This window comes from Pseudomonas alliivorans (assembly GCF_017826695.1).
GTDB lineage: Bacteria > Pseudomonadota > Gammaproteobacteria > Pseudomonadales > Pseudomonadaceae > Aquipseudomonas > Aquipseudomonas alliivorans.
Map to the genome: position 1 here is coordinate 151159 of NZ_JAFFZW010000007.1, position 24702 is coordinate 175860.

Here is a 24702-nt window from a genome sequence, read left to right on the forward strand (position 1 = left end):
GAATCCCTTCACTGCTGGACCGCGCAATGAGTGAACGGATCCCGGTCCGCAACATCACGCCGCCAACCGATGGCGAAAACGCGTTCGTCGACCTGTACGCCTCGCGGAAAAAGATCCACACCCGTGCGTTCAAGGGTTTCTTTCGCAACCTGCGCATGACCGTCGGCGTGGTGTTACTGCTGATCTACTTCGGCACGGTCTGGCTCAACAGTCATGGTCATCAGGCGGTATGGTGGGACCTGCCTGAGCGCCGGTTCTACATTTTTGGCGCGACGTTCTGGCCGCAGGATTTCATCCTGCTATCGGGCCTGTTGATCGTCGCGGCGTTCGGCCTGTTCTTCGTGACGGTTTACGCAGGACGCGTGTGGTGCGGTTATACCTGTCCGCAAAGTGTGTGGACCTGGATTTTCATGTGGTGCGAGAACATCACCGAAGGCGACCGCAACCAGCGCATCAGACTCGACAGCCTGCCGATGTCCGCCGAAAAACTGGCGCGCAAGCTGGCCAAGCACAGCCTTTGGTTGTTGATCGGCTTTGTCACCGGCCTGACATTCGTCGGTTACTTTTCACCGATCTGCCAATTGAGCATCGACCTGTTCACGGGACGGGCCGATGGCTGGGCGTATTTCTGGGTCGGGTTCTTTACGCTGGCGACCTACGCCAACGCGGGCTGGCTGCGCGAACAGGTGTGTATCTACATGTGCCCTTATGCGCGCTTCCAGAGCGTGATGTTCGACAGGGACACCCTGATCGTGTCCTACGACCCGCAACGCGGAGAGCCACGCGCCGCTCGAAAAAAAGAGGCTGATCATCAAGCGCAGGGGCTGGGCGATTGCATCGACTGCACGATGTGCGTCCAGGTCTGCCCGACCGGCATCGACATTCGCAACGGCCTGCAGGTGGAGTGCATCGGCTGCGCGGCCTGTGTCGATGCCTGCGACACGGTCATGGACAGAATGGCGTACCCGCGCGGGCTGATCAGCTATACCACCGAGAACAGATTGTCAGGGCGGGCAACGCGTACACTGCGCCCGCGTCTGATCGGCTATGCGCTGGTGTTGCTGCTGATGATCGGCTTGCTGATCAGCGCTTTTTTGACCCGCTCTCTGGTGGGGCTGGATGTCAGCAAGGACCGCATGCTGTATCGGGAAAACGCCGAAGGTCGGATCGAAAACGTCTACAGCCTCAAGGTCCTGAACAAGGATCAGGTCGCCCACACCTATGCAGTGGAAGCACATGGACTGCCGGATCTGAAATGGCAGGGCCGTCGTGAAATAACGGTTGAAGCAGGCGAAATCCTCAGCATGCCGGTGCAACTGTCCAGCGCGACAGAATCGCTGCCGTCGAGTTCGCAGGAGATCAGGTTCATCCTCCGGGATGTGCATGACGACAGGATTCATGTCGAAACCAGAAGCCGGTTCATCGGCCCGTCCACTCGCTAAGAGCATCGCCATGCCCGCTGCAACCGCTGCAAGCTCCTGGTACAAGCACCTCTGGCCCTGGATCATCATTGCCATGCTGGGCGGCTCGGTCCTGCTCAGCCTGACCATGGCGGGCATCGCCATCAGTCACCCCGACAATCTGGTCACCGACAACTATTACGAAGCGGGCAAAGGCATCAATCGCTCGATCAACCGCGAGATGCTCGCTCAGACCCTCAAGCTGCGCGCCAGCCTGCATCTGGACGACGTGACCGGCGAAGCCGAGCTGCACCTGAGCGGCAACAGCAATCCCGAAAGGCTCGAATTGAACCTCATCTCACCGACCCAGCCGGACAAGGACCGCCGCGTGTTCCTGACCCGCAGCCCGTCGCAGGCCTGTCGCTATGTCGGGCAACTTCAGGACCGGGTCGAAGGCCGCCGCTTCGTCGAGCTGCTGGGCAGTGAAGGCGGCCAGACCTGGCGCCTGTTCGAAGAAGAATGGCTGGGCCGTGACCGCACACTGACGCTGGGTGACGAGCCGTTGCAGGCCGTTCAAGGCCGGAAGGACTGACGTGAAAGCGCCCCTGCTCTGCTATCACTGCGCCCTGCCTGTTCCTGCCGGCAGCCGCTTTACTGCCGTGGTGCTCGGTGACACCCGCGAGCTGTGCTGCCCGGGGTGTCAGACGGTTGTCGAGGCCATTGTCGCGGGCGGTCTGGAAAGCTATTACGCGCATCGCAGTGAAACCTCTGCCAACCCGGAAAGCCTGCCCACACGTTTGCTTGATGAATTGGCACTTTACGACCGCCCGGATGTGAAGGCGAGTTTCGTACGGCGTGACGCCGAGGTTTCGCACACCACACTGCTCATCGAAGGCATCAGTTGTGCGGCCTGTGGCTGGCTGATCGAGCAACGGCTAGGGAAGTTACCGGGGGTGCTCGAGGCGCGACTGAACCTGTCGAACCATCGACTGCTGGTGCGCTGGGTCAGCGATCAGGTTGCGTTCAGTCAACTGCTGAACATGCTGCGCGATATCGGCTATGTCGCACATCCCTGGCAGGCCGATCGCGCTGCCGAACGCCTGGCAAGCGAGAATCGGCTGGCGCTGAGGCAACTGGGTGTCGCCGGCCTGCTGTGGTTTCAGGCGATGATGGCGACCATGGCGACCTGGCCGGAATTCAATCTGGACCTCAGCCCGCCGATGCATACCATCCTGCGCTGGGTCGCGCTGTTTCTGACCACGCCCATCGTGTTCTACAGCTGTACGCCGTTCTTTCGGGGCGCGCTGCGCGATCTGCGCAGCCGCCATCTGACCATGGATGTGTCGGTGTCGCTGGCCATTGGTACGGCCTATGTCGCAGGGTTCTGGACCGCCATCAGTGGAACAGGAGAGCTGTACGTCGATGCCGTCGGCATGTTCGCACTGTTTCTGCTGGCGGGACGCTATCTGGAGCGTCGAGCACGCGAACGCACGGCGGCTGCGACGGCACAACTGGTCAATGTGCTGCCCGCCTCGTGCCTGCGGGTGAACACCGAGGCAAAGACCGAACGCGTTCTGCTCAGCGAGCTGGGCATCAACGATCAGGTGCTGGTGCAGCCCGGCGCAGTGATTCCGGTGGACGGCAGGATTCTCGACGGGCAGTCCAGCGTCGATGAATCATTGTTGACCGGCGAATACCTGCCCCGCACGAGAACCGTCGGTGACAGCGTCACGGCGGGCACGCTCAATGTCGAGAACGCCCTGAAGATCCAGGTGCTGGCGCTGGGTCATGACACCCAATTGTCTGCCACCGTTCGTTTGCTGGAGCGCGCCCAGGCGGACAAGCCGCGACTGGCCGAAATGGCAGATCGCGCCGCTCAGCTTTTTCTGCTGATTTCACTGATCGCCGCTGCGGTGATCGGCATCGTCTGGTGGCAACTCGACTCATCCCGCGCCCTGTGGATCGTTCTGGCGATGCTGGTCGCCACCTGCCCTTGTGCCCTGTCACTGGCAACGCCCACGGCACTGACCGCGGCGACCGGCACGCTGCACAAACTGGGCCTGTTGGTGACACGCGGCCATGTGCTGGAAGGCCTGAACACAATCGACACCGTCATCTTCGACAAGACCGGAACCCTCACCGAAGGGCGCCTGACAGTGCGGGCTGTCCGTCCAGTGGGAAAGCTGGATGCAGACACGTGCCTGGCGCTGGCCGCCGCGCTGGAGAGCCGCTCCGAACACCCTGTCGCCCGGGCATTTGGCCGTGCATCAGTGCAAGCCAGAAAGGTCACGAGCACGCCCGGACGCGGTCTGGAAGGCTGTGTGGATAATCACCGCCTGCGCATCGGCCAGCCTGAATTCGTCTGCGCGTTGAGCAATACCCGCGTCCTGACAATGCCGGACGAAACCGGCCAATGGCTGCTGCTAGGCAACACCGAAGGCCCGCTGGCCTGGTTCGCCCTGGATGATCGACTGCGCGACGGTGCCGTTGAACTGCTGCAAGCCTGCCGGGCACGCGGCTGGAAAACCCTGCTGTTTTCCGGAGACAGTTCGCCGATGGTGCAGACGGTGGCAACCGCGCTGGGCATCGACGATGCGCGCGGCGGTCTGCGACCTGAGGACAAGCTGGCCATAGTGCAGCAGTTACAGGCGCAAGGACACGCTGTATTGATGATCGGTGACGGCGTGAACGATGTACCGGCGATGGCCGCAGCCACTGTCAGTGTGGCAATGGGCTCAGCCACCGACCTGACCAAGACCGGGGCTGACGCGGTGCTGCTGTCCAACCGCCTTCACAGCCTGATCGAAGCGTTCGGTCTGGCGCGACGTACCCGCCGAGTGATTAGGGAGAATCTGCTGTGGGCCGGCTTGTACAATGGCCTGATGCTGCCGTTCGCGGCACTGGGCTGGATCACGCCGGTCTGGGCTGCCATCGGCATGTCAGCAAGCTCGCTGATCGTGGTGCTCAACGCCCTGCGCCTGACCCGTATTCCGGGCTCCAGGCAACAGCTCGCTCCGGAGGTTTCATGCCTGCGCTCTACATCATGATCCCCGCCGCGCTGGTGCTGGTAGCCGTCGCGATCTACGTCTTTTTCTGGGCGGTGGACAGTGGTCAGTACGACGACATGGATGGTCCGGCCCATAGCATCCTGTTCGATGATCAGGACCCCGATCATCAGGCTGCGGCGCAACGCAGCTCTCCCGAACCCAAGGTGCAGAATCGTGACGAAGCGCCCGATGCCTGAAGCCCGGCATGCTTGACCTCATCCCCCTGCTGCTTTCCGCCCTGGTGCTGGGACTGCTGGGTGGCGGCCATTGCCTTGGCATGTGTGGCGGGCTGATGGGTGCATTGACCCTGGCTATTCCCCGAGAACAACGCACACGCCGACTGCGGCTGATGATGGCCTATAACCTGGGTCGCATCATCAGCTATGCGATTGCCGGTTTCTTCAGCGGACTGGTCGGCTGGGCAGTGGCGAACAGTCCGGGAGCGACGACCCTGCGCGTGGTCGCCGCACTGCTGCTGATTGCCATGGGCCTGTACCTCGCCGGCTGGTGGAGTGGTCTGACCCGCATCGAACGCCTGGGACGAGGCATCTGGCGCCACTTGCAACCCTTCGCTACGCGCCTGCTGCCGATCTCCAGCATGCCCCGCGCTCTGTTGCTCGGCGCATTATGGGGCTGGTTGCCCTGCGGACTGGTTTACAGCACCCTGCTCTGGGCTGCCAGCCAGGGCAACGCGATCGACAGCGCCTTGCTGATGCTGGCGTTCGGGCTGGGCACCTGGCCGGTGCTGCTCGCCACCGGCCTGGCCGCCGAACGCACCACCGCACTGCTGCGCAAACGCAGCGTCCGCGCGGCCGGTGGTGTGCTGGTGATCCTGTTCGGACTCTGGACAATGCCGGGGCCTCATCAGCATTGGCTGATGGGCCATTGATTGACCGGACCTGTTCGCTGTCAGCCCGCTTGACCCACGTCAACACCCCATAAACACGCCCCTCGTATGCTCCGGCCCTCATCACCCCATCCGGGAAACATGCGCATGCTGGACGTCATTCGTTGGGATTCAGACCTGATCCGCCGCTACGACCTCACAGGCCCGCGTTACACCTCGTATCCGACGGCCGTGCAGTTCAGGACCGATGTTGGCGCTTTCGACCTGTTGCACGCGCTGCGTGACAGTCGCAAGGCCCGGCGGCCGTTGTCGCTGTACGTGCACATCCCGTTCTGCGCCAACGTTTGCTACTACTGCGCCTGCAACAAGGTCATCACCAAGGATCGCGGTCGGGCGCAGGTTTATCTGCAGCGGCTGATGCATGAAATAGAGATGATCGGCTGCCATCTCGATCCCGGTCAGGCGGTCGAGCAATTGCATCTGGGCGGCGGGACGCCGACATTTCTCAGCCATGACCAATTGCGGCAACTCATGGCGCATCTGCGTGCGCACTTCAATCTGTTGCAGGACGACTCGGGAGACTACAGCATCGAGATCGACCCTCGTGAAGCCGACTGGGCGACGATGGGCTTGCTGCGTGAACTGGGCTTCAATCGCGTCAGCCTTGGCGTACAGGACCTGGAGCCTGCGGTACAGCGTGCGATCAATCGCCTGCAAAGCCTTGAGGAAACCCGGACGCTGGTCGAAGCCGCACGGACATTGCAGTTTCGCTCGGTCAATATCGACCTGATCTATGGCCTGCCCAAACAGACTCTCGACAGTTTTGCCCGTACAGTCGACGAGGTCATCAGGCTGCAGCCGGATCGCCTGTCGGTGTTCAACTACGCGCATTTGCCTGAGCGCTTCATGCCGCAAAGGCGCATCGAAAGCGTCGATCTGCCCTGTCCTGAAACCCGGCTGTCGATGCTGGAGCGTACGGTTTCGCAACTGACTCAGGCGGGTTATCGCCACATCGGCATGGACCACTTCGCCCTGCCTGACGATGACCTGACTGTCGCGCAGGAAGAACTGACACTGCATCGAAACTTTCAGGGCTACACCACGCACGGACATTGCGATCTGCTCGGGCTGGGGGTTTCGGCAATCAGTCAGGTGGGGAATCTTTACAGTCAGAACAGCAGCGATCTGAACGACTACCAGGCCCTGCTGGCAAGCGATCAATTAGCGACCAGACGGGGGCTGTTCTGCAACGAGGATGACCGAATCAGACGCGCAGTGATTCAACAACTGATCTGCCACTTCCACCTGGATTTCGCGAAGATCGGACAGGCCCTGACCATCGATTTCAAATCCTGCTTCAGTGATATCTGGCCGCAACTCGAGGCGATGGCCGAAGACGGGCTGATCGCTCTGGGATCCGACAGACTTGACGTGCTGCCTGCGGGACGGCTGCTGGTGCGCGCGGTGTGCAAAGTGTTCGACACCTACCTGCCCCGACAGCACCCGCAACAATTTTCGAAGGTGATCTAGGCAAGCCAGGCGTCTTACATTTTGGTCATGATCAGCATGCCCGCCTTGACCTTGTCGTCGTTGCTGGATTTGAGCTTGTTCATCAGTGAGGAAAGGTCATCGCTGGATGTACTGATCTGCGCCTGCAGCATACTCATCACCGCCTGCAGGCCCGCAGCCTTACTCTTGCGCTCTTCGTCAGTGAGGCTCGGATCCTTGAGGGTCTGCTGGATCTGCACGGTGAGCTCGGCGATCTGTCGTTGCAGTTCGCGAATGGCCTTGAGCAGTTTCTGAACCGACGACGGCAAACCGCTCTGCTCGATGTCCGCATCCTTGGACGAGGACGAAGCGGCTGCCCTTCCTGCAGCCGACAGGTCGACTTTCACGCCTTCTGACGCAACAGGCGCGGCGTCGACCTTGACCTCCTGCGGTGACCGGGAAGTCACCGCTGGTGTGGCGACGGCCAATGTAATAGCGCCTACAGGTGAAGTGGTCAGGGTCATGATGGGACGTCCCGCTGTCGTTGAATGAGTACACCGGTATCGGCAGACCAGGAAGAACCTTGATGCCTGACCAGAACTGCGAGGCTGGCCCTACTTGCCTTGGGTGAGTTACCCTTACGACTTATGTGTGTTTTCCCACAAGGAATTAAGTGATGTCCGAGCCCGCCAAGTCACGTGCTTCAACCCAGGCTCATTGCAAGGATTGCAGTCTCGCCCCGCTCTGCCTGCCCCTCTCGCTGAACCTCGAAGATATGGAGTCGCTTGACCAGATCGTCAAGCGCGGCCGCCCGTTGAAAAAAGGCGAGTTTCTGTTTCGCCAGGGCGATACCTTCGAGTCCGTCTACGCCGTGCGCTCCGGCGCATTGAAGACCTACAGCATCAGTGATGCGGGTGAAGAACAGCTCACCGGTTTTCACCTGCCCAGCGAACTGGTCGGCATGTCCGGGATGGACGCACAGGCGTATCCGGTATCCGCGCAGGCGTTGGAAACCACGTCGGTCTGCGAAATCCCGTTCGAGCGTCTGGATGAACTTTCGGTGCAGTTACCGCAGTTGCGTCGGCAACTGATGCGCGTCATGAGCCGCGAGATCCGCGACGATCAGCAAATGATGCTGCTGCTGTCGAAAAAGACCGCCGATGAGCGCATCGCGACCTTTCTGGTCAATCTCTCGGCACGCTTCAGGGCGCGAGGCTTTTCCGCCAACCAGTTCCGCCTGAGCATGTCGCGCAATGAAATCGGCAATTACCTGGGCCTGGCGGTCGAAACCGTTTCCCGCGTATTTACCCGTTTTCAGCAGAACGAGCTGATCACCGCAGAAGGTAAAGAGGTGCATATCCTCGACCCGATCCAGCTCTGCGCACTGGCCGGTGGCGCCATCCAAAGCTGATACGTGCGATCCGGGGCCGGTCGGCTTAAACTGTCGGCCAATCTTGCCCCGGATCACTTTCTGATGATTTTCGATGAATTGAGCTTCAAATCCCTGATACGCCCGGTCGTGGACTTCCCCAAGCCAGGCGTCGTCTTCCGCGACATCACTCCGCTCTTCCAGTCACCCAAGGCCACCCGCCAAGTGATCGACAGCTTCGTGCAGCGTTATATCGAGGCCGACTTCAGCCACATCGGCGTCATGGACGCACGCGGCTTTCTGATCGGTTCGGTCGTGGCCTATGCGCTGAACAAACCATTGGTGCTGTTTCGCAAACAGGGCAAGCTGCCGGCTGACGTACTCAGCGAAGGCTATCAGACCGAATACGGCGAGGCATATCTGGAGGTTCACGCCGACAGCCTCTGCGATGGCGACTCGGTTGTGATGTTCGATGACCTGATCGCTACGGGCGGAACGCTGATCGCGGCCGCCAACCTGATTCGCCGCATGGGCGCCCGGGTTCATGAAGCCGCTGCAATCATTGATCTGCCGGAACTGGGCGGTTCGAAACGTCTTCAGGCCATGGCGATCCCGACCTTCTGCCTGACTGAATTCGCGCTGGACGAACAGTAAGCCATCGCTGCAGCAGGACCGAGCCGAAAGGAAAATCAAGGGAAGGAAAAAGCCTGGTCGCGAATGGACCAGGCTTGACAGCAGTCAGCTCGCCGGATTGCCGTGAAGCTTGGTCATCAACTGCGCTTCGGCCTGAGTCAGTCCGCAGGACTGAGTCAGCTCGTCAATACTGGCACCCATGCCGACCAGACGCGCTGCCTGGGCAAAGGACAGCGTGGAGGGATCGCGCTGTTCCAGTGCCGTCAGCTTGTCCGGCAACGGCGCGACGATAGCGCGCAGTTCGTGCAGATCCTCACCCATGCGCACCGTACCGCTCTGGAAGTTGTCCACGCGCCGGGCCAACTCCTTGATACGCTGATCACGCAAGGCAGCCGCCTCGTCACGCTCGGCGTCGAGCTTGCGCTGACGCTTGGTATGGGTCAGGAACATTCCCAGGGTGACCACCCAGAGAATGCCCAGAAAGACGACTGCAACCTCAAGAATCAATCAGATGCTCTCCAGCTCGGACCATTCTTCTTCGGACATCATCTTGTCCAGCTCGACCAGAATCAACAGCTCGCCATTCTTGTTGCAGACGCCCTGAATGAACTTGGCCGACTCATCGTTACCGACGTTAGGTGCGGTTTCGACTTCGGACTGACGCAAGTAAACCACTTCCGCCACGCTGTCGACCAGAATCCCGACCACTTGCTTGTCGGCTTCAATGATCACGATACGTGTGTTGTCGCTGACTTCAACCGGCGCCAGGCCGAAGCGCTGACGGGTGTCGATCACGGTCACGACATTACCGCGCAGGTTGATGATGCCCAGCACGTAGCTTGGCGCACCCGGTACCGGAGCGATTTCGGTGTAGCGCAGCACTTCCTGGACCTGCATCACGTTGATGCCATAGGACTCATTGTCCAGGCGGAACGTAACCCATTGCAGGATAGGATCTTCGGAACCCTGTGCAGACGACTTATTCATACCCCTAACCCCTCACGTGTGTACTCTGCGGGCGACGCGACTGGCGACGACCCATGATTATTTCGACTTGTTCAACTGCTTGACCGCGCCACTGGCTATCAACTCGGCCAACTCTGCAACGTCCAGCAACGCACACATGTGTTCGATCACTGTGCCCGCCAGCCATGGCCGCTGACCACGCTGTGTGCGCCACTTGATTTCATTCGGATCAAGACGCAAAGAGCGACTGACCTGATGCACCGCCAACCCCCACTCGTACCCTTGAACCGAAATCACATACTGCAAACCCTGGCGAAAATCGTCGCGGTAGCGATCAGGCATGATCCAGCGCGCGGTATCCAACACTTTCAGGTTGCCCGCCTGAGAAGGCAGGATCCCGAGAAACCAGTCCGGCTGACCGAACAGAGGTGTCAGCTCCTGCCCTGCCAGCGGATAAATCGACCCCAGGCACACCAACGGCACCGCCAGTGTCAGACCCGCCACATCGAACAACAGGCATTCGAACGGCTCGGCAGCCCAGGCCGGACGACCATCGCGGGTCGGCGGCGGCGTGGGCGTGCGCTGCGGCACCATGGTGCTCAGCTCGGCAACCGGCTCGACCAACTCGACTGCCGGAATCTGCGCCTCGACCTCAGCCACGATCACCGGTGCAACGTCCAGCACCGGCGCCACCACCGGTGCAGCGACAACCACAGGCACCGCCACTGCGGCAGGGGCGGCAACAGCCACCGCGACCGGTTTTATCTGCGCCTGCCTGCGCGCATCGAATGCCTGCTCTTCAAGCACCGCCGCCTGAAACTCGTCGATGGTGCTGGCCGGAACCTCCGGTTCTTCGGTCGCGTCCTGAAGCAACGCGTCCAGATAGGACTGCAGGGCCAGCTTGGGTCGTGTTGCAACTTCTACAGGGCGGTTCATACCGGGGCCCAACAAAAAATGGAGCGAGTACAGCCTGATAGAGTTATCGGCCGCATTGAGGCATCACTTGAGCTGACAGCAGAGAAAGAATATGCGCACATGTCAGGCCACCTGAGCATTGAGTTGCTCGGCGAGCATATGCTTGAGCAATGCCCGATATGCGATCACACCGCGGCTCTTGCTGTCGTTCTGCGACGGCGTCAGACCCGCACGGCTGGCGTCGCGCAAACGCGTGTCCACCGGCACATAGGCCTGCCAGACATGCTCGGGAAAACTGTCGCGTAACAGCTTCAAGGTGCCCATGGAGGCTTGAGTACGGCGGTCGAACAATGTCGGCACGATGGTGTAAGGCAACGGCACCTTGCGGGAGCGGTTGATCATGGTCAGGGTATTGACCATGCGCTCCAGCCCTTTGACGGCCAAAAATTCGGTTTGTACGGGAATCGCCAGTTGCTGACTCGCAGCCAGCGCGTTGACCATCAATACCCCGAGCAACGGCGGACTGTCGATCAGCGCATAGTCAAAATCCTGCCACAGCTGGGCGAGGCTCTTGGCAATCACCAGACCCAGACCACTCTGGCCTGGCGACTGTCGTTCCAGAGTCGCCAGCGCCGTACTGGATGGAATCAGCGAAATACGCTGGTCGCTGGTCGGCAACAGGAGCTGGCCCGGAAGCCCGTCGGGAACGGCGCCCTTGTGCAGAAACAGATCGAACGCGCTGTGTTCCAGTTCGTCAGGGTTGTGCCCGAAATAGCTGGTCATGGAGCCGTGGGGGTCCAGATCGACCACGACCACGCGCTTGCCCGCATCGGCCAGCAGACCGGCCAGGGCAATGGTCGTGGTGGTCTTTCCGACTCCACCTTTCTGGTTGGCTACTGCCCAGACTCTCATTGATGATTTCCTTCCGTACAGCGACGACCGTACCGATACAATATTAGGGAGCGGGTGACGGAGAATTGACAGTGTTCGCACGTACCGGCGGCTTTGCTGGCACCGGTGCAGTTTGTGTGCCAGCACGCTTCAACGCGGCATCCGGCTGCGCATTCGCGGTGCCGGTGCTGGTCAGACTGCGCCGGACATCCAGGTTACGGGATATGACCAGCACCACACGCCGGTTCTTGGCACGCCCTGTAGCGCTGGTGTTCGGGGCAATGGGCTGGAACTCGCCATAGCCGACTGACGCCAGACGCGCCGGGTTGACGCCGTCGATGGCCAGCATGCGGACAATGCTGGCCGAACGCGCCGACGACAGTTCCCAGTTGGTCGGAAACTGCGCCGTACTGATCGGCTGGTCATCGGTGAAGCCTTCGACATGGATCGGGTTGTCGAAGCGTTTCACGATGCCAGCGACCTTTTCAATGATCGTGAACGCCTTGTCGCTGGGCATGGCATCACCACTGCCGAACAGCAGACTGGAATTGAGCTCGATCTCGATCCACAGCTCGTTGCCACGCACAGTCATCTGATCGGACTTGATCAGATCGCCAAACGCGTCACGTACATCCTGGGCAATGGTCTGCAACGGGTCACTGGCTGACGAGGCGATACCGGCGTCGGTTTCCTCGCTGTCCTTGAGCAACGGCTCGGACGGCTTGACCGAGACCGGACGCTGTTCGCCGATGGGGATCGGCTTCATGGTGCGCTCGGCGTCGTTGAACACGCCGACCAGGGCCTGCGACAGAATTTTGTATTTGCCTTCGTTGACTGACGAAATCGAGTACATCACCACGAAGAACGCGAACAGCAGCGTAATGAAGTCGGCATAGGACACCAGCCAGCGTTCATGATTTTCGTGTTCTTCGGGCTGACGACGTCGAGCCATGAGGTGTTACTCCATGAAGCCTTGCAGCTTGAGTTCGATGGAGCGCGGGTTCTCACCCTCGGCAATGGACAGCAGACCTTCGAGCAGCATTTCACGGTAACGCGCCTGACGGTGGGCGATGGCCTTGAGCTTGTTGGCCACCGGCAGCAGGATCAGGTTGGCCGTCGCGACACCGTAGATAGTGGCAACGAAGGCCACGGCAATGCCGCTGCCCAGCTGACTCGGATCGGCCAGATTGCCCATCACGTGAATCAACCCCATGACCGCACCGATGATGCCCACGGTCGGCGCGTAGCCGCCCATGCTCTCGAAGACCTTGGCGGCCTGGATGTCACGGGTTTCCTGGGTGATGAAATCCACTTCCAGAATGCTGCGAATCGCTTCCGGCTCGGCGCCGTCGACCAGCAACTGCAGGCCTTTGCGGGCATAGCTGTCAGGCTCGGCGTCGGCAACCGTTTCCAGCCCCAACAGGCCTTCCTTGCGGGCAGTCATGCTCCAGCCGATCACGCGGTCAACGCCACCGGGAAGATCGACACGCGGCGGGAACAGCACCCAGCGAATGATTTTCATGGCGCGCATGAACGCGCTCATGGGCGCCTGCAACAGCGACGCTCCCAGCGTACCGCCGATCACGATCAGCGCTGCCGGGCCGTTCAGCAGCGCACTGAGGTGTCCGCCTTCGAGAAAGTTGCCGCCAATGATCGCCACAAACGCCAGGATCAGTCCGATCAGACTCAGTACATCCATCAGAGGCACGCCTCGACCAGATGACGACCGATATCGTCCAGGCTGTAGATCGCATCCGCCAGCTCAGCCTTGACGATGGCCATCGGCATGCCATAGATCACACAGCTCGCCTCGTCCTGAGCCCAGACCGTGCTGCCTGCCTGCTTGAGCAGACGAGCGCCTTCACGGCCGTCGGCCCCCATGCCGGTGAGCACGACTGAAAGCACCTTGTCGCCATAGGACTTGGCGGCCGATCCGAACGTGATGTCCACGCACGGCTTGTAATTGAGGCGTTCGTCACCGGGCAGAATCTTCACCATGCCACGGCTGTCGACCATCATCTGCTTGCCACCGGGTGCCAGCAGAGCAAGGCCCGGACGCAGCACATCACCGTCCTCGGCTTCCTTGACGCTGATCTTGCACAACTTGTCCAGACGCTCGGCAAAAGCCTTGGTGAACGCAGCAGGCATGTGCTGGATCAGCACCAGCGGTGCCGGAAAACTGGCAGGCAATTGCGTCAGCACACGTTGCAACGCAACGGGACCACCCGTCGAGGTACCGATGGCAACCAGCTTGTAGGCCTTGCGCTTGGGCGCTCCCGAGGTGGTCGGATGGGCTGGCGCATGAGCATGTGGCTGGGCATGGGCTGCATGAGGCACAGGCGCTGCAGTGCGCGGCGCAACCGTGCGCGCCGGCGTTGTCGATGCAGGTGCCGCGGTACGGGCAGCGGGCGCAGCGGAGGAAGAAACCGGAGCGGCGGAGGTGGAACTTGCTCCGCTGAAACGACGGTTACTGCGCGAGATGCTGTTGATCTTCTCGCACAGCAGTTGTTTGACCTTCTGCGGGTTGCGCGAGATGTCTTCAAAATTCTTGGGTAAAAAGTCCACCGCACCGGCGTCCAGTGCATCCAGCGTGACGCGGGCACCTTCGTGAGTCAGTGAGGAGAACATCAATACCGGAGTCGGGATGCGCTGCATGATGTGACGAACCGCCGTAATGCCATCCATCATCGGCATTTCGTAGTCCATCGTGATCACGTCAGGCTTGAGCGCGAGGGCCTGTTCTATAGCTTCCTTGCCATTGGTTGCCGTGCCGACAACCTGGATGTTGGGGTCCGAAGAAAGGATTTCCGTAACGCGGCGGCGGAAGAAACCGGAATCATCCACCACCAGGACCTTGACTGCCATAAACACTCCAATAGGCGCCGCAGGCAGCCGAAGCTGCCCGCAACCCCAGAATCAAATACGCCGTGCGGCGTAACGCTTGAGCATGCTCGGTACATCGAGAATCAAGGCAATGCGACCGTCACCGGTAATAGTGGCGCCCGACATACCCGGCGTACCTTGCAGCATCTTGCCCAGCGGTTTGATCACCACTTCTTCCTGCCCGACCAGTTGATCGACGACAAAGCCGATGCGCTGGGTGCCGACAGACAGAATCACCACGTGCCCTTCACGCTGCTCTTCGTGCGCGGCCGAACTGACCAGCCAGCGCTTGAGGTAGAACAAAGGCAAGGCCTTGTCACGCACGATCACCACTTCCTGACCATCGACGACGTTGGTGGTCGACAGGTCCAGGTGGAAGATCTCATTGACGTTGACCAGCGGGAAGGCAAAAGCCTGATTGCCCAGCATGACCATCAGGGTCGGCATGATCGCAAGCGTCAGCGGAACCTTGATGACGATTTTCGAACCCTGGCCCTTGGTCGAGTAGATATTGATCGAGCCGTTGAGCTGGGAAATCTTGGTTTTGACCACGTCCATGCCCACGCCACGACCGGAGACATCGGAAATCTCGGTCTTGGTCGAGAAGCCCGGCGCAAAGATCAGGTTGTAGCAGTCGGTGTCGCTGAGACGGTCCGCAGCATCCTTGTCCATGACACCGCGCTTGACGGCGATGGAGCGCAGCACGTTCGGGTCCATGCCCTTGCCGTCATCCGAGATGGACAACAGGATATGGTCGCCTTCCTGCTCTGCCGCCAGGATCACCTTGCCGCCGCGGGACTTGCCGGTGGCTTCGCGTTCCTCAGGGGTTTCGATACCGTGGTCGACCGCGTTGCGCACCAAGTGGACCAGCGGGTCGGCCAGTGCCTCGACAAGGTTCTTGTCCAGGTCGGTCTCTTCGCCCACCAATTCCAGATTGATCTCTTTCTTGAGCTGGCGAGCCAGGTCACGAACCAGACGCGGGAAGCGGCCGAAGACTTTCTTGATCGGCTGCATGCGGGTTTTCATCACCGCGGTCTGCAGGTCGGCGGTCACCACGTCCAGGTTCGAAACGGCCTTGGACATGGCTTCGTCGCCACTGTTAAGACCCAGGCGCACCAGGCGGTTACGCACCAGCACCAGTTCGCCGACCATGTTCATGATCTCGTCCAGGCGCGCAGTATCCACGCGCACCGTGGTTTCGGCCTCGGTCGCGACCGGCTTTTCGCCCGTTGGGGCAGGAGCACGAGCGGGTGCAGGTGCAGGTGCGGCAGCCTTGGCTGGCGCAGGTTCGGCCTTTGCAGCGGGGGCAGGCGCAGCAGCAGGTTTGGCAGCGGGGGCCGGGGCAGGCTTGGCAACAGGCGCAGGCGCCTTGGCGACGACCGCGTCAGGCTCGAACTTGCCCTTGCCGTGCAGCTCGTCCAGCAGGTTTTCGAATTCGTGGTCGGTGATTTCGTCGGAAGCCGCAGCCTTTGCCGTCGCTGGAGCCTTGGCCGCAACGGCCTCGACAGCCACCGGCGCAACGACAGCAGCGTCGAACGACCCTTTGCCATGCAGTTGATCCAGCAATGCTTCGAACTCGTCGTCAGTGATCTCGTCACTGGCCGGTGCGCTGCCGCCAGCCTTGGCCGCAGGGGCCGGTGCTGGAGCGGCATCGGCGGCAAACTTGCCCTTGCCGTGCAACTGATCGAGCAGGGATTCGAATTCCTGATCGGTGATCTCGTCGCTCGATGAGGCCTGAGCGGCCGGGGCCGCAGCAGGTGGCGCAATCGGCCCTGAGCCGTGCAGCGAATCGAGCAACTGTTCGAATTCATGGTCCGTGATGTCGTCGCCGCCAGCCGCCTCGGCAACCGGAGCCGCCGATTCGGCGACTTCAGCCACAGGTTCAGGCTCGGCAACTGCGACTTCGTCATTGGACTGTGGTTCAGCCAGACGGGACAACGCCGCCAGCAGCTCCGGCGTCGCAGGCGTCAGGTCAGTACGTTCGCGCACCTGGCCGAACATGCTGTTGACGGTGTCCAATGCTTCCAGGACCACGTCCATGAGCTCGGAATCAACGCGACGCTCACCCTTGCGAAGGATGTCGAACACGTTTTCGGCGATATGGCAGCACTCCACCAGCTCATGAAGCTGGAGGAAGCCGGCGCCCCCTTTTACAGTGTGAAAACCGCGAAAAATTGCATTGAGCAGATCAGCATCATCCGGTCGGCTTTCCAGCTCGACCAATTGCTCTGACAACTGCTCCAGAATTTCGCCGGCCTCTACCAGAAAATCCTGAAGGATTTCTTCATCGGCGCCGAAGCTCATGGGGGTGCTCCCTAAAATTAACCGTCAACAGACCTAGAAGCCGAGGCTCGATAGCAGATCGTCTACATCATCCTGTCCGGATACGACGTCTTCACGTTTATCGGCATGAATCTGCGGACCTTCACCCTTGGCGAGATGTTTTTTAGGATCTTTTTCCGCAAGGATGGATTCTTCGTCATGTTCGATACCCGCAAAGCGATCGACATGGCTGGCCATGAGCACCAGTTTGAGCAAATTGCCTTCCACTTCAGTGACTAACTGCGTGACACGCTTGATCACCTGACCGGTAAGGTCCTGGTAATCCTGGGCGAGCAGAATGTCATTGAGGTGAGCGGAAACCTCGTGGGTCTCCTTCTCGGTACGCGTCAGAAAACCATCGACCCGCTTGGCGAGATCGCGAAATTCCTCGGCACCGATTTCGCGGCGCATGAAACGTCCCCAGTCTTCGCTCAACGCCTTGGCGTCGGAACTCAGACCGTTCATGACCGGCGTGCTTTCCTCGACCAGATCCATGGTGCGGTTGGCCGCATTTTCGGTCAGTCGCACGACGTAACCCAGACGCTCGGTGGCATCCGTGATCTGCGATACCTCTTCGGCCTGAGGCATGTGCGGATCGATCTGGAAGTTGACGATTGCACTGTGCAGCTCACGAGTCAGCTTGCCCACTTCCTGATAGAGGCCGCGGTCGCGTGTCTGGTTGAGCTCATGGATCAGTTGCACAGCTTCGCCGAAACGGCCTTTTTCAAGGCTGGTAACGAGTTCCTGCGCGTGTCTTTTCAGGGTCGACTCAAAGTCGGCCATCGAATCATTGTTATCCATAGCGCCCTCGCGGCATGCATCAGCTATTGACGCGTTCAAAGATCTTTTCGATCTTCTCTTTCAGCGCTTGAGCCGTGAATGGCTTGACCACGTAACCGTTAACACCGGCCTGTGCAGCTTCAATGATCTGCTCACGCTTGGCTTCGGCAGTGACCATCAGCACAGGCAGGCTCTTGAGGCGCTCGTCTTGACGGACCTGGCGCAACAGATCGATACCGGACATGCCAGGCATGTTCCAGTCCGTCACCAGAAAGTCAAAGGCACCGCTCTGCAACATCGGCAGCGCGGTCAGACCGTCATCCGCTTCCGATGTGTTGGTGAACCCCAGATCACGCAACAGGTTCTTGATGATCCGCCTCATCGTTGAGAAGTCATCAACGATGAGGATTTTCATGTTCTTGTCCAATTCGACCTCCAAGCAGTCTTTAACGCGTTCAGCACCTGAACACGCTGTTCACTCAATACTGGCACAGCACACCCCCGGCTGTACGAAACGACGACGGGCTTGGCAAAACGACAGGTACAGACCTGAACGAACAGCCCATCGAGGCACCGCCCGACAGGCTCCTGCCTTGTCTATCCTGTTACCACGTAACGCTCTGCACAGCCGGCTTGAAGTCATTGTGCGGACCAGGCCGCACCTTGACTGTCAACGCGCTCGCCACTCCCCCAAACGCCCTCGCAAACGAGCTGCGCACTGGCTGTGTAACTGACTGACCCGCGATTCGCTGACACCCAGGACCTCTCCGATTTCCTTGAGGTTCAGCTCTTCGTCGTAGTACAGCGCCAAGACCAGACGCTCACGCTCCGGCAAATTGGCAATCGCATCGGCCAGGGCTGCCTGAAAGCGCTCGTCTTCCAGGTCCCGTGACGGTTCAAGCGAACCGCTGGCACCGTCCTCGTGCAGCCCTTCATGATCGCCGTCCTGAAGCAGGTCGTCGAAACTGAAGAGGCGGCTGCCCAAGGTATCATTCAAAATCCCGTAATAATCATCGAGACTCAACTGGAGTTCGGCAGCAACCTCGTGATCTTTAGCGTCACGTCCGGTTTTCGCTTCAATTGCGCGAATTGCGTCGCTTACCATGCGCGTATTGCGGTGGACCGAGCGAGGCGCCCAGTCCCCCTTGCGCACTTCGTCGAGCATGGCGCCACGAATACGGATACCCGCATAGGTCTCGAAACTCGCACCCTTGGTGGAGTCGTATTTGGTAGAGACTTCCAGCAGGCCGATCATGCCGGCCTGGATCAGATCCTCGACCTGCACGCTGGCTGGCAAGCGGGCCAGCAAGTGATAGGCGATGCGCTTGACCAGGGGCGCATAACGCTCGATCAGCTCATACTGCGAATTCCGGGAAGCCTTGCTGTACATCTGGTAGCCGCTCGCTGTCATTGGACAGGCCCCGCACTGGTCTGGTGAACGAGTCGTTCAACGAAAAATTCAAGGTGACCCCTTGGATTGGCCGGCAACGGCCAGGTATCGACCTTCTGGGCAATGGCCTTGAATGCCAGCGCGCATTTGGAACGCGGGAAGGCTTCGTAGACGGCACGCTGTTTCTGCACGGCCTTGCGCACGCATTCGTCGTAAGGCACAGCCCCGACATACTGCAGCGCCACATCCAGAAAGCGGTCCGTGACCTTGGTCAGCTTGGCGAACAGATTGCGGCCTTCCTGCGGGCTCTGGGCCATGTTGGCCAGCACCCGGAAGCGATTCATGCCGTAGTCGCGGTTGAGCAACTTGATCAGTGCGTAGGCATCCGTGATGGACGTGGGCTCGTCGCAGACCACCAGCAAGACTTCCTGCGCGGCGCGTACGAAGCTGACCACCGATTCACCGATGCCTGCCGCCGTGTCGATCACCAGCACATCGAGGTTGTCGCCAATTTCGCTGAACGCCTGGATCAGACCCGCGTGCTGGGCAGGCGACAGATGAACCATGCTCTGAGTGCCGGAAGCGGCAGGCACGATGCGAACGCCGCCCGGCCCCTGAAGAAGCACGTCGCGCAATTCGCAGCGGCCCTCTATGACATCGGCGAGCGTGCGTTTGGGTGTCAGCCCAAGCAGAACATCGACATTGGCCAGACCCAGATCGGCGTCAAGAAGCATGACGCGTCGACCGAGTTCAGCCAGGGCCAGTGAGAGGTTCACTGACACGTTAGTCTTACCGACGCCACCTTTGCCGCCGGTCACCGCAATAACCTGTACGGGATGCATGCTGCCCATGTTATTTCTTTACCTTGTCTTGCGTAGACCGAAGCCACATTGGGGGCTGCACGTTCGCGAACGAACAATGCCTGGCAGACCATCGATGCAGGGACATTCCAATAGTCTCCATCACTTAACCTACCCTTTTGCCAGGTGAGTGATAGAGGTCGGCAAACATATCAGCCATCGCTTCTTCGCTAGGCTCATCCTGCATTTGCACGCTGACCGCGCGGCTCACCAGTTGGTGACGACGCGGAACGTGCAAATCGTCAGGAATCCGTGGTCCGTCCGTAAGGTAGGCCACCGGCAATTCGTGACTGATTGCCAGGCTAAGAACTTCACCCAGGCTGGCGGTTTCATCCAGCTTGGTCAGAATGCATCCGGCCAGGCCACAACGCTTGTAACTGTGATAAGCCGCTGTCAGTACCTGCTTCTGGCTGGTTGTGGCCAGTACCAGGTAGTTACGCGATTTGATGCCGCGACCCGCCAGGCTTTCCAGTTGCATGCGCAACGCAGGATCACTGGCTTGCAGTCCGGCGGTGTCGATAAGGACCACACGCTTGCGCAGCAGAGGCTCGAGGGCCTGTGCCAGCGACTGACCCGGATCGACGTGAGTCACCGGCACGTTGAGAATACGGCCCAGTGTCTTGAGCTGCTCCTGGGCACCGATGCGGAAGCTGTCCATGCTGACCAGCGCGATGTTCTGCGCGCCGTACTTCAGCACGTAACGGGCGGCCAGCTTGGCCAGCGTGGTGGTCTTGCCCATACCGGCAGGACCGACCATGGCAATAACACCGCCCTCCTCCAGCGGCTCGACATCGGGCACGGCAATCATGCGCGCCAGATGGGCCAACAGCATGCGCCAGGCCTGACGGGGCTCGTCAATATCCGGAATCATCGACAGCAGGTCACGCGACAACGGGCCGGACAGACCGACGCGTTGCAGACGACGCCACAGGTTGGCCTGTTGCGGACGGCTGCCCTGCAACTGGGTCCAGGCCAGGGAGCCGAGCTGGACTTCCAGCAGCTCGCGCAGGCCGTTCAATTCGGAGCGCATCGACTCGAAGGCACGCTGACCGCCCGCAGGCTCGGCGGCCGGGGCCGGTGCGTAGGCAAACGGGCGTGGCGGCTCTTCGAGAGTCGGCTCGATGTGGGTGTCGGTCGCACTGATCGGCTTGCCGGAAAACAACTGAAGATTGACCGAGGCATCGCTGTCGCTGCGGTTGTTCAGTTCAGCCTGCGCAGAGACGATGCGCGACTGGGTCTTGCGCAGCTCGTCTTCGAGTTCCATGTTCGGAACGCGGGGTGCCAGCGCAGAGAGTTTGTAATCCAGCGCGGCGGTCAGTTCAACGCCACCGGCGATGCGGCGGTTGCCAATGATGGCCGCCTCAGCGCCCAGCTCATCGCGAACCAGCTTCATGGCTTGACGCATATCGGCGGCGAAAAATCGCTTAACTTGCATGACTCACTACCTCAGCCGTTGGGCCCGACAGTCGCTACGATGGTTACTTGCTTGTTGTCAGGAATTTCCTGATACGCCAGAACATGCATGCTCGGTACAGCCAATCGTCCAAATCGTGACAGCATCGCCCGAATCGGACCCGCTACCAGAAGGATTACCGGCAACCCTTGCATCTCCTGACGCTGGGCCGCTTCAATCAACGAACGCTGGAGCTTTTCAGCCATGCTCGGCTCAAGCAGAACGCCTTCTTCCTGACCTTGACCAGCCTTCTGCAAACTATTGAGCAATATCTGTTCCAACCTTGGTTCCAGAGTGATAACAGGCAGCTCCGGCTCAACGCCTACAATGCTTTGCACGATTGCGCGACTCAGACCGACGCGGACCGCCGCCACCAAAGCGGCAGTATCTTGACTCTTCCCGGCGTTGTTGGCGATGGCCTCTGCAATGCTGCGGATGTCGCGTACCGGTACGTGTTCGGCCAGCAGCGCCTGCAGCACATTGAGCAACGACGACAGCGACAGCACACCTGGAACCAGCTCTTCAGCCAGTTTCGGCGAGCTTTTGGCCAGCAATTGCATTAGTTGCTGGACCTCTTCATGACCAATCAGTTCATGCGAGTGCTTGTACAGGATCTGGTTGAGGTGGGTCGCCACTACCGTGCTGGCGTCCACCACCGTGTAACCGAGAGACTGAGCCTGACTGCGCTGGCTGATTTCGATCCACACTGCCTCCAGGCCGAATGCCGGATCTCTGGCGGTGATGCCGTTCAGCGTGCCGAATACCTGACCAGGATTGATCGCCAGTTCGCGATCAGGGTAGATCTCGGCCTCGGCCAGAATCACGCCCATCAGCGTCAGACGATAGGCGCTGGGCGCCAGATCGAGGTTGTCGCGGATGTGGACGGTCGGCATCAGAAAGCCCAGCTCCTGAGAGAGCTTCTTGCGCACGCCCTTGATACGCGCCAGCAACTGACCACCCTGATTGCGATCCACCAGCGGAATCAGGCGATAGCCCACTTCCAGACCGATGATGTCGATCGGCGTCACGTCATCCCAGCCCAGTTCCTTGGAATCCTGAACGCGGGTCGGTGACGGCAGCAGATCCTGCTGACGCTGAACTTCGGCCAGCGCTTCGAACTTCACCTGATTCTCTTTCTTCCACAGCAGGTAGGCACCACCGGCCGCCACCAGACCAAGGCCGATAAAGGCAAAGTGCGGCATGCCCGGCACCAGCCCCATGACGATCATGATGCCGGCCGACACACCCAGCGCCTTGTAGGACGAGAACATCTGGCGATTGATCAGCTTGCCCATCTCTTCCGAACCGGAAGCACGGGTCACCATGATCGCGGCAGCGGTGGACAGCAGCAGTGATGGCAATTGCGCCACCAAACCGTCACCGATGGTCAGCAAGGTGTAAACGCGACCTGCATCGCCGAACGTCATGTTGTGCTGCAGGATACCCACCAGCATGCCGCCGATGAGGTTGATGAACAGAATCAGCAGGCCGGCAATCGCATCGCCGCGCACGAACTTGCTGGCACCGTCCATGGAACCGTAGAACTCGGCCTCCCCGGCGACTTCGGCACGACGGCGTTTTGCTTCGGGCTGATCGATGAGGCCGGCGTTGAGGTCGGCGTCGATTGCCATCTGCTTGCCTGGCATCGCATCAAGGGTAAAACGAGCGCTTACTTCGGAGATACGCCCTGCGCCCTTGGTGATCACCACGAAGTTGATGATCATCAGAATCGCGAACACCACGATACCGACCACGTAGTTACCGCCGATCACGACCTCACCGAAGGCCTGGATCACCTTGCCTGCGGCAGCGTGTCCATCCTGGCCGTGCAGCATGACCACCCGTGTCGAGGCAACGTTCAGTGCCAGACGCAGCAGCGTGGCGACAAGGAGAATGGTCGGGAAAACCGAGAAATCCAGCGGCCGCAACGCGTACACGCAGACCAGCAGCACGACGATGGACAGTGCGATGTTGAACGTGAAGAGCACGTCCAGCAGAAACGGCGGAATGGGCAACATCATCATTGCCAACATGATCAGCAGCAACAGCGGCACGCCCAACTGACCACGGCCGAGGCCTGCGATGTTGCTGCGTGCGCTACTGAGTATCTGAGAGCGTTCCACCGATTCTTTACCTGCGCACTGGATCAAAACTTTGACGCCGACAGCGTCCTTGAACAGACCTATTGCAAAAAGCTGTCCAACTTTTCAAAAGCCAGTGAATACGGGTGTTAAACGGCAGAAAGAAGCATTAACAGGAAAGGAACGGGGGGCGGGTTGCTGGCGAAAGGATCGACCAGGCGTATCAGACAAACCAGACCATCAGGAATCGCGCTGCAGGTCCGGCGGGATCGGCACGTCGCCCAGTGGATCCGGACGCTTGCCCTGGCCTGCATGGTACTGACGGATCTGATAGACGTAGGCCAGCACCTGAGCCACGGCCAGGTACAGTCCCGCAGGAATTTCCTGTTCCAGCTCGGTGCTGTAGTAGATGGATCGCGCCAGCCCGGGAGACTCCAGAATCAGGATCTGATTATGCGCGGCGATCTCGCGAATTTTCAGCGCGATCAGATCAGTGCCTTTGGCCAGCAACATCGGCGCCCCGCCCTTCTCCGGATCGTACTTGAGCGCCACGGCAAAGTGAGTCGGGTTGGTGATGATCACGTCGGCTTCGGGGATCGAGGCCATCATCCGGCGCTGCGACATCTCGCGCTGCAGTTGACGGATACGCTGCTTGACCTCCGGACTGCCTTCGCTGTTCTTGTGCTCGTCGCGCACCTCCTGCTTGGTCATCAGCAGCTTCTTGTGCGCCTCCCACAATACAAACGGAACGTCGGCAGCAGCGATGAACATCAGGCCGCAGGCCATCCAGAAACTGCTCCAGCCCACCACCTGGAGACTGTGGATGATGGCTTGCTCCAGAGGCTCGTGCGCGATAGCCACCAGATCGTTGCGCTCCTTGCCGAGCACCACCAGCGCCACTGCAAGAATGATCAGGAATTTGGCGAGCGACTTGAGCAGTTCCACCAGCGCATGGGGAGAGAACATGCGCTTGAGACCCGCCGCCGGATTCATGCGACTGAACTTGGGGGCCAGCGACTTGGTTGCAAACAGCCAGCCGCCGAGCATGATCGGACCGACCAGCGCGGCCAGGAGCATGGCAATCAGAAACGGCAGCACCACCACCATCGCATGCATGCCGGAGGCGAGCAGTGCCTTGCCCATGTAATCCTGATCCATCAGGGTTTCACGGGTGATGGTGAAGTTGTCGCGCATCAACTCGAACATCATCTGCGCGATGCCGCCACCAAACATCAACGCCCCGCCCGACCCCATCAGCATCACCACCAGCGTGGTCAGCTCCTTGGAGCGTGCAATCTGACCCTCAGCCCGCGAGTCACGGACCTTTTTCTCGGTGGGTTCTTCTGTCTTGTCCTGGCCATTCTCGTTTTCAGCCAT

The 24702-nt window shown here is 60.1% G+C and carries 24 protein-coding genes; 8 read left to right on the plus strand and 16 right to left on the minus strand.

Features of this window, described 5'->3' with window-relative positions:
• The first annotated feature begins 26 nt into the window (after positions 1-26).
• The 6 genes from ccoG (at position 27) to hemN (ending at position 6824) form a co-directional block, all read left to right on the plus strand.
• Entirely contained in the window at positions 27-1442 is a 1416-nt protein-coding gene (ccoG, locus tag JTJ32_RS18655) for a cytochrome c oxidase accessory protein CcoG (RefSeq protein WP_210042919.1), read from the plus strand.
• 10 nt (positions 1443-1452) lie between these two features.
• A complete protein-coding gene (locus JTJ32_RS18660; protein WP_210042920.1) occupies positions 1453-1992 on the plus strand; it encodes a FixH family protein in 540 nt (179 codons plus the stop codon).
• A gap of 1 nt (position 1993) precedes the next feature.
• The gene (locus tag JTJ32_RS18665) at positions 1994-4447 is read left to right on the plus strand and encodes a heavy metal translocating P-type ATPase (RefSeq protein WP_210042922.1); all 2454 of its coding nucleotides are present in this window, start codon (positions 1994-1996) and stop codon (positions 4445-4447) included.
• The gene (ccoS, locus tag JTJ32_RS18670; RefSeq protein ID WP_184323196.1) at positions 4426-4644 is read left to right on the plus strand and encodes a cbb3-type cytochrome oxidase assembly protein CcoS; all 219 of its coding nucleotides are present in this window, start codon (positions 4426-4428) and stop codon (positions 4642-4644) included. Before JTJ32_RS18665 ends, ccoS begins: the two co-directional genes overlap by 22 nt.
• Positions 4645-4652: 8 nt before the next feature.
• Positions 4653-5336: a sulfite exporter TauE/SafE family protein gene (locus tag JTJ32_RS18675; protein ID WP_184323195.1), complete on the plus strand. Its 684-nt coding sequence runs from the start codon at positions 4653-4655 to the stop codon at positions 5334-5336.
• A 105-nt stretch (positions 5337-5441) separates the two neighbouring features.
• On the plus strand, positions 5442-6824 hold the full coding sequence (gene hemN / locus JTJ32_RS18680) for an oxygen-independent coproporphyrinogen III oxidase (protein ID WP_184323194.1): 1383 nt from the start codon (positions 5442-5444) through the stop codon (positions 6822-6824).
• 14 nt (positions 6825-6838) lie between these two features.
• Here hemN and JTJ32_RS18685 read toward each other — a convergent pair whose 3' ends face one another.
• Complete coding sequence (locus tag JTJ32_RS18685; protein WP_184323193.1) at positions 6839-7306, minus strand: FlxA-like family protein; 468 nt, start codon at positions 7304-7306, stop codon at positions 6839-6841.
• Between the two features lie 152 nt (positions 7307-7458).
• On the opposite strand from JTJ32_RS18685, the gene fnr reads away from it, so the two are divergent.
• Positions 7459-8193, plus strand: coding sequence for a fumarate/nitrate reduction transcriptional regulator Fnr (gene fnr / locus JTJ32_RS18690; protein WP_099229022.1), 735 nt, complete (start codon positions 7459-7461; stop codon positions 8191-8193).
• 63 nt (positions 8194-8256) lie between these two features.
• Positions 8257-8805 (plus strand): adenine phosphoribosyltransferase, encoded by a 549-nt coding sequence (locus tag JTJ32_RS18695; RefSeq protein WP_210042923.1) that lies wholly within the window; start codon positions 8257-8259, stop codon positions 8803-8805.
• 84 nt (positions 8806-8889) lie between these two features.
• On the opposite strand, the gene JTJ32_RS18700 is transcribed toward JTJ32_RS18695, so the two are convergent.
• The 15 genes from JTJ32_RS18700 to flhB form a co-directional block, all read right to left on the minus strand.
• Positions 8890-9291 (minus strand): DUF2802 domain-containing protein, encoded by a 402-nt coding sequence (locus JTJ32_RS18700; protein WP_099229024.1) that lies wholly within the window; start codon positions 9289-9291, stop codon positions 8890-8892.
• Positions 9292-9771 (minus strand): chemotaxis protein CheW, encoded by a 480-nt coding sequence (locus JTJ32_RS18705; protein WP_002554262.1) that lies wholly within the window; start codon positions 9769-9771, stop codon positions 9292-9294.
• 57 nt (positions 9772-9828) lie between these two features.
• Positions 9829-10686 (minus strand): CheW domain-containing protein, encoded by an 858-nt coding sequence (locus JTJ32_RS18710; protein WP_184323191.1) that lies wholly within the window; start codon positions 10684-10686, stop codon positions 9829-9831.
• A gap of 102 nt (positions 10687-10788) precedes the next feature.
• On the minus strand, positions 10789-11577 hold the full coding sequence (locus tag JTJ32_RS18715) for a ParA family protein (protein WP_099229026.1): 789 nt from the start codon (positions 11575-11577) through the stop codon (positions 10789-10791).
• A gap of 43 nt (positions 11578-11620) precedes the next feature.
• Entirely contained in the window at positions 11621-12508 is an 888-nt protein-coding gene (gene motD, locus JTJ32_RS18720; RefSeq protein ID WP_099229027.1) for a flagellar motor protein MotD, read from the minus strand.
• 6 nt (positions 12509-12514) lie between these two features.
• On the minus strand, positions 12515-13255 hold the full coding sequence (locus JTJ32_RS18725) for a flagellar motor protein (protein WP_004880794.1): 741 nt from the start codon (positions 13253-13255) through the stop codon (positions 12515-12517).
• Complete coding sequence (locus JTJ32_RS18730) at positions 13255-14421, minus strand: protein-glutamate methylesterase/protein-glutamine glutaminase (protein ID WP_210042924.1); 1167 nt, start codon at positions 14419-14421, stop codon at positions 13255-13257. The genes JTJ32_RS18725 and JTJ32_RS18730 overlap by 1 nt, the downstream gene beginning before the upstream one ends.
• A gap of 51 nt (positions 14422-14472) precedes the next feature.
• Positions 14473-16743: a chemotaxis protein CheA gene (locus JTJ32_RS18735; protein ID WP_210042925.1), complete on the minus strand. Its 2271-nt coding sequence runs from the start codon at positions 16741-16743 to the stop codon at positions 14473-14475.
• A gap of 33 nt (positions 16744-16776) precedes the next feature.
• Entirely contained in the window at positions 16777-17562 is a 786-nt protein-coding gene (locus tag JTJ32_RS18740) for a protein phosphatase CheZ (protein WP_099229030.1), read from the minus strand.
• A gap of 19 nt (positions 17563-17581) precedes the next feature.
• Positions 17582-17956, minus strand: a complete 375-nt coding sequence (locus JTJ32_RS18745) for a chemotaxis response regulator CheY (protein WP_161627625.1) — start codon at positions 17954-17956, stop codon at positions 17582-17584.
• 255 nt (positions 17957-18211) lie between these two features.
• Positions 18212-18952, minus strand: coding sequence for an RNA polymerase sigma factor FliA (gene fliA / locus JTJ32_RS18750; protein ID WP_002554271.1), 741 nt, complete (start codon positions 18950-18952; stop codon positions 18212-18214).
• The gene (gene fleN, locus JTJ32_RS18755; protein WP_003412391.1) at positions 18949-19782 is read right to left on the minus strand and encodes a flagellar synthesis regulator FleN; all 834 of its coding nucleotides are present in this window, start codon (positions 19780-19782) and stop codon (positions 18949-18951) included. The genes fliA and fleN overlap by 4 nt, the downstream gene beginning before the upstream one ends.
• Positions 19783-19897: 115 nt before the next feature.
• The gene (gene flhF / locus JTJ32_RS18760; RefSeq protein ID WP_099229031.1) at positions 19898-21226 is read right to left on the minus strand and encodes a flagellar biosynthesis GTPase FlhF; all 1329 of its coding nucleotides are present in this window, start codon (positions 21224-21226) and stop codon (positions 19898-19900) included.
• Between the two features lie 11 nt (positions 21227-21237).
• Positions 21238-23367, minus strand: a complete 2130-nt coding sequence (gene flhA / locus JTJ32_RS18765) for a flagellar biosynthesis protein FlhA (RefSeq protein ID WP_099229032.1) — start codon at positions 23365-23367, stop codon at positions 21238-21240.
• 198 nt (positions 23368-23565) lie between these two features.
• Positions 23566-24702 (minus strand): flagellar biosynthesis protein FlhB, encoded by a 1137-nt coding sequence (gene flhB, locus JTJ32_RS18770; RefSeq protein ID WP_099229033.1) that lies wholly within the window; start codon positions 24700-24702, stop codon positions 23566-23568.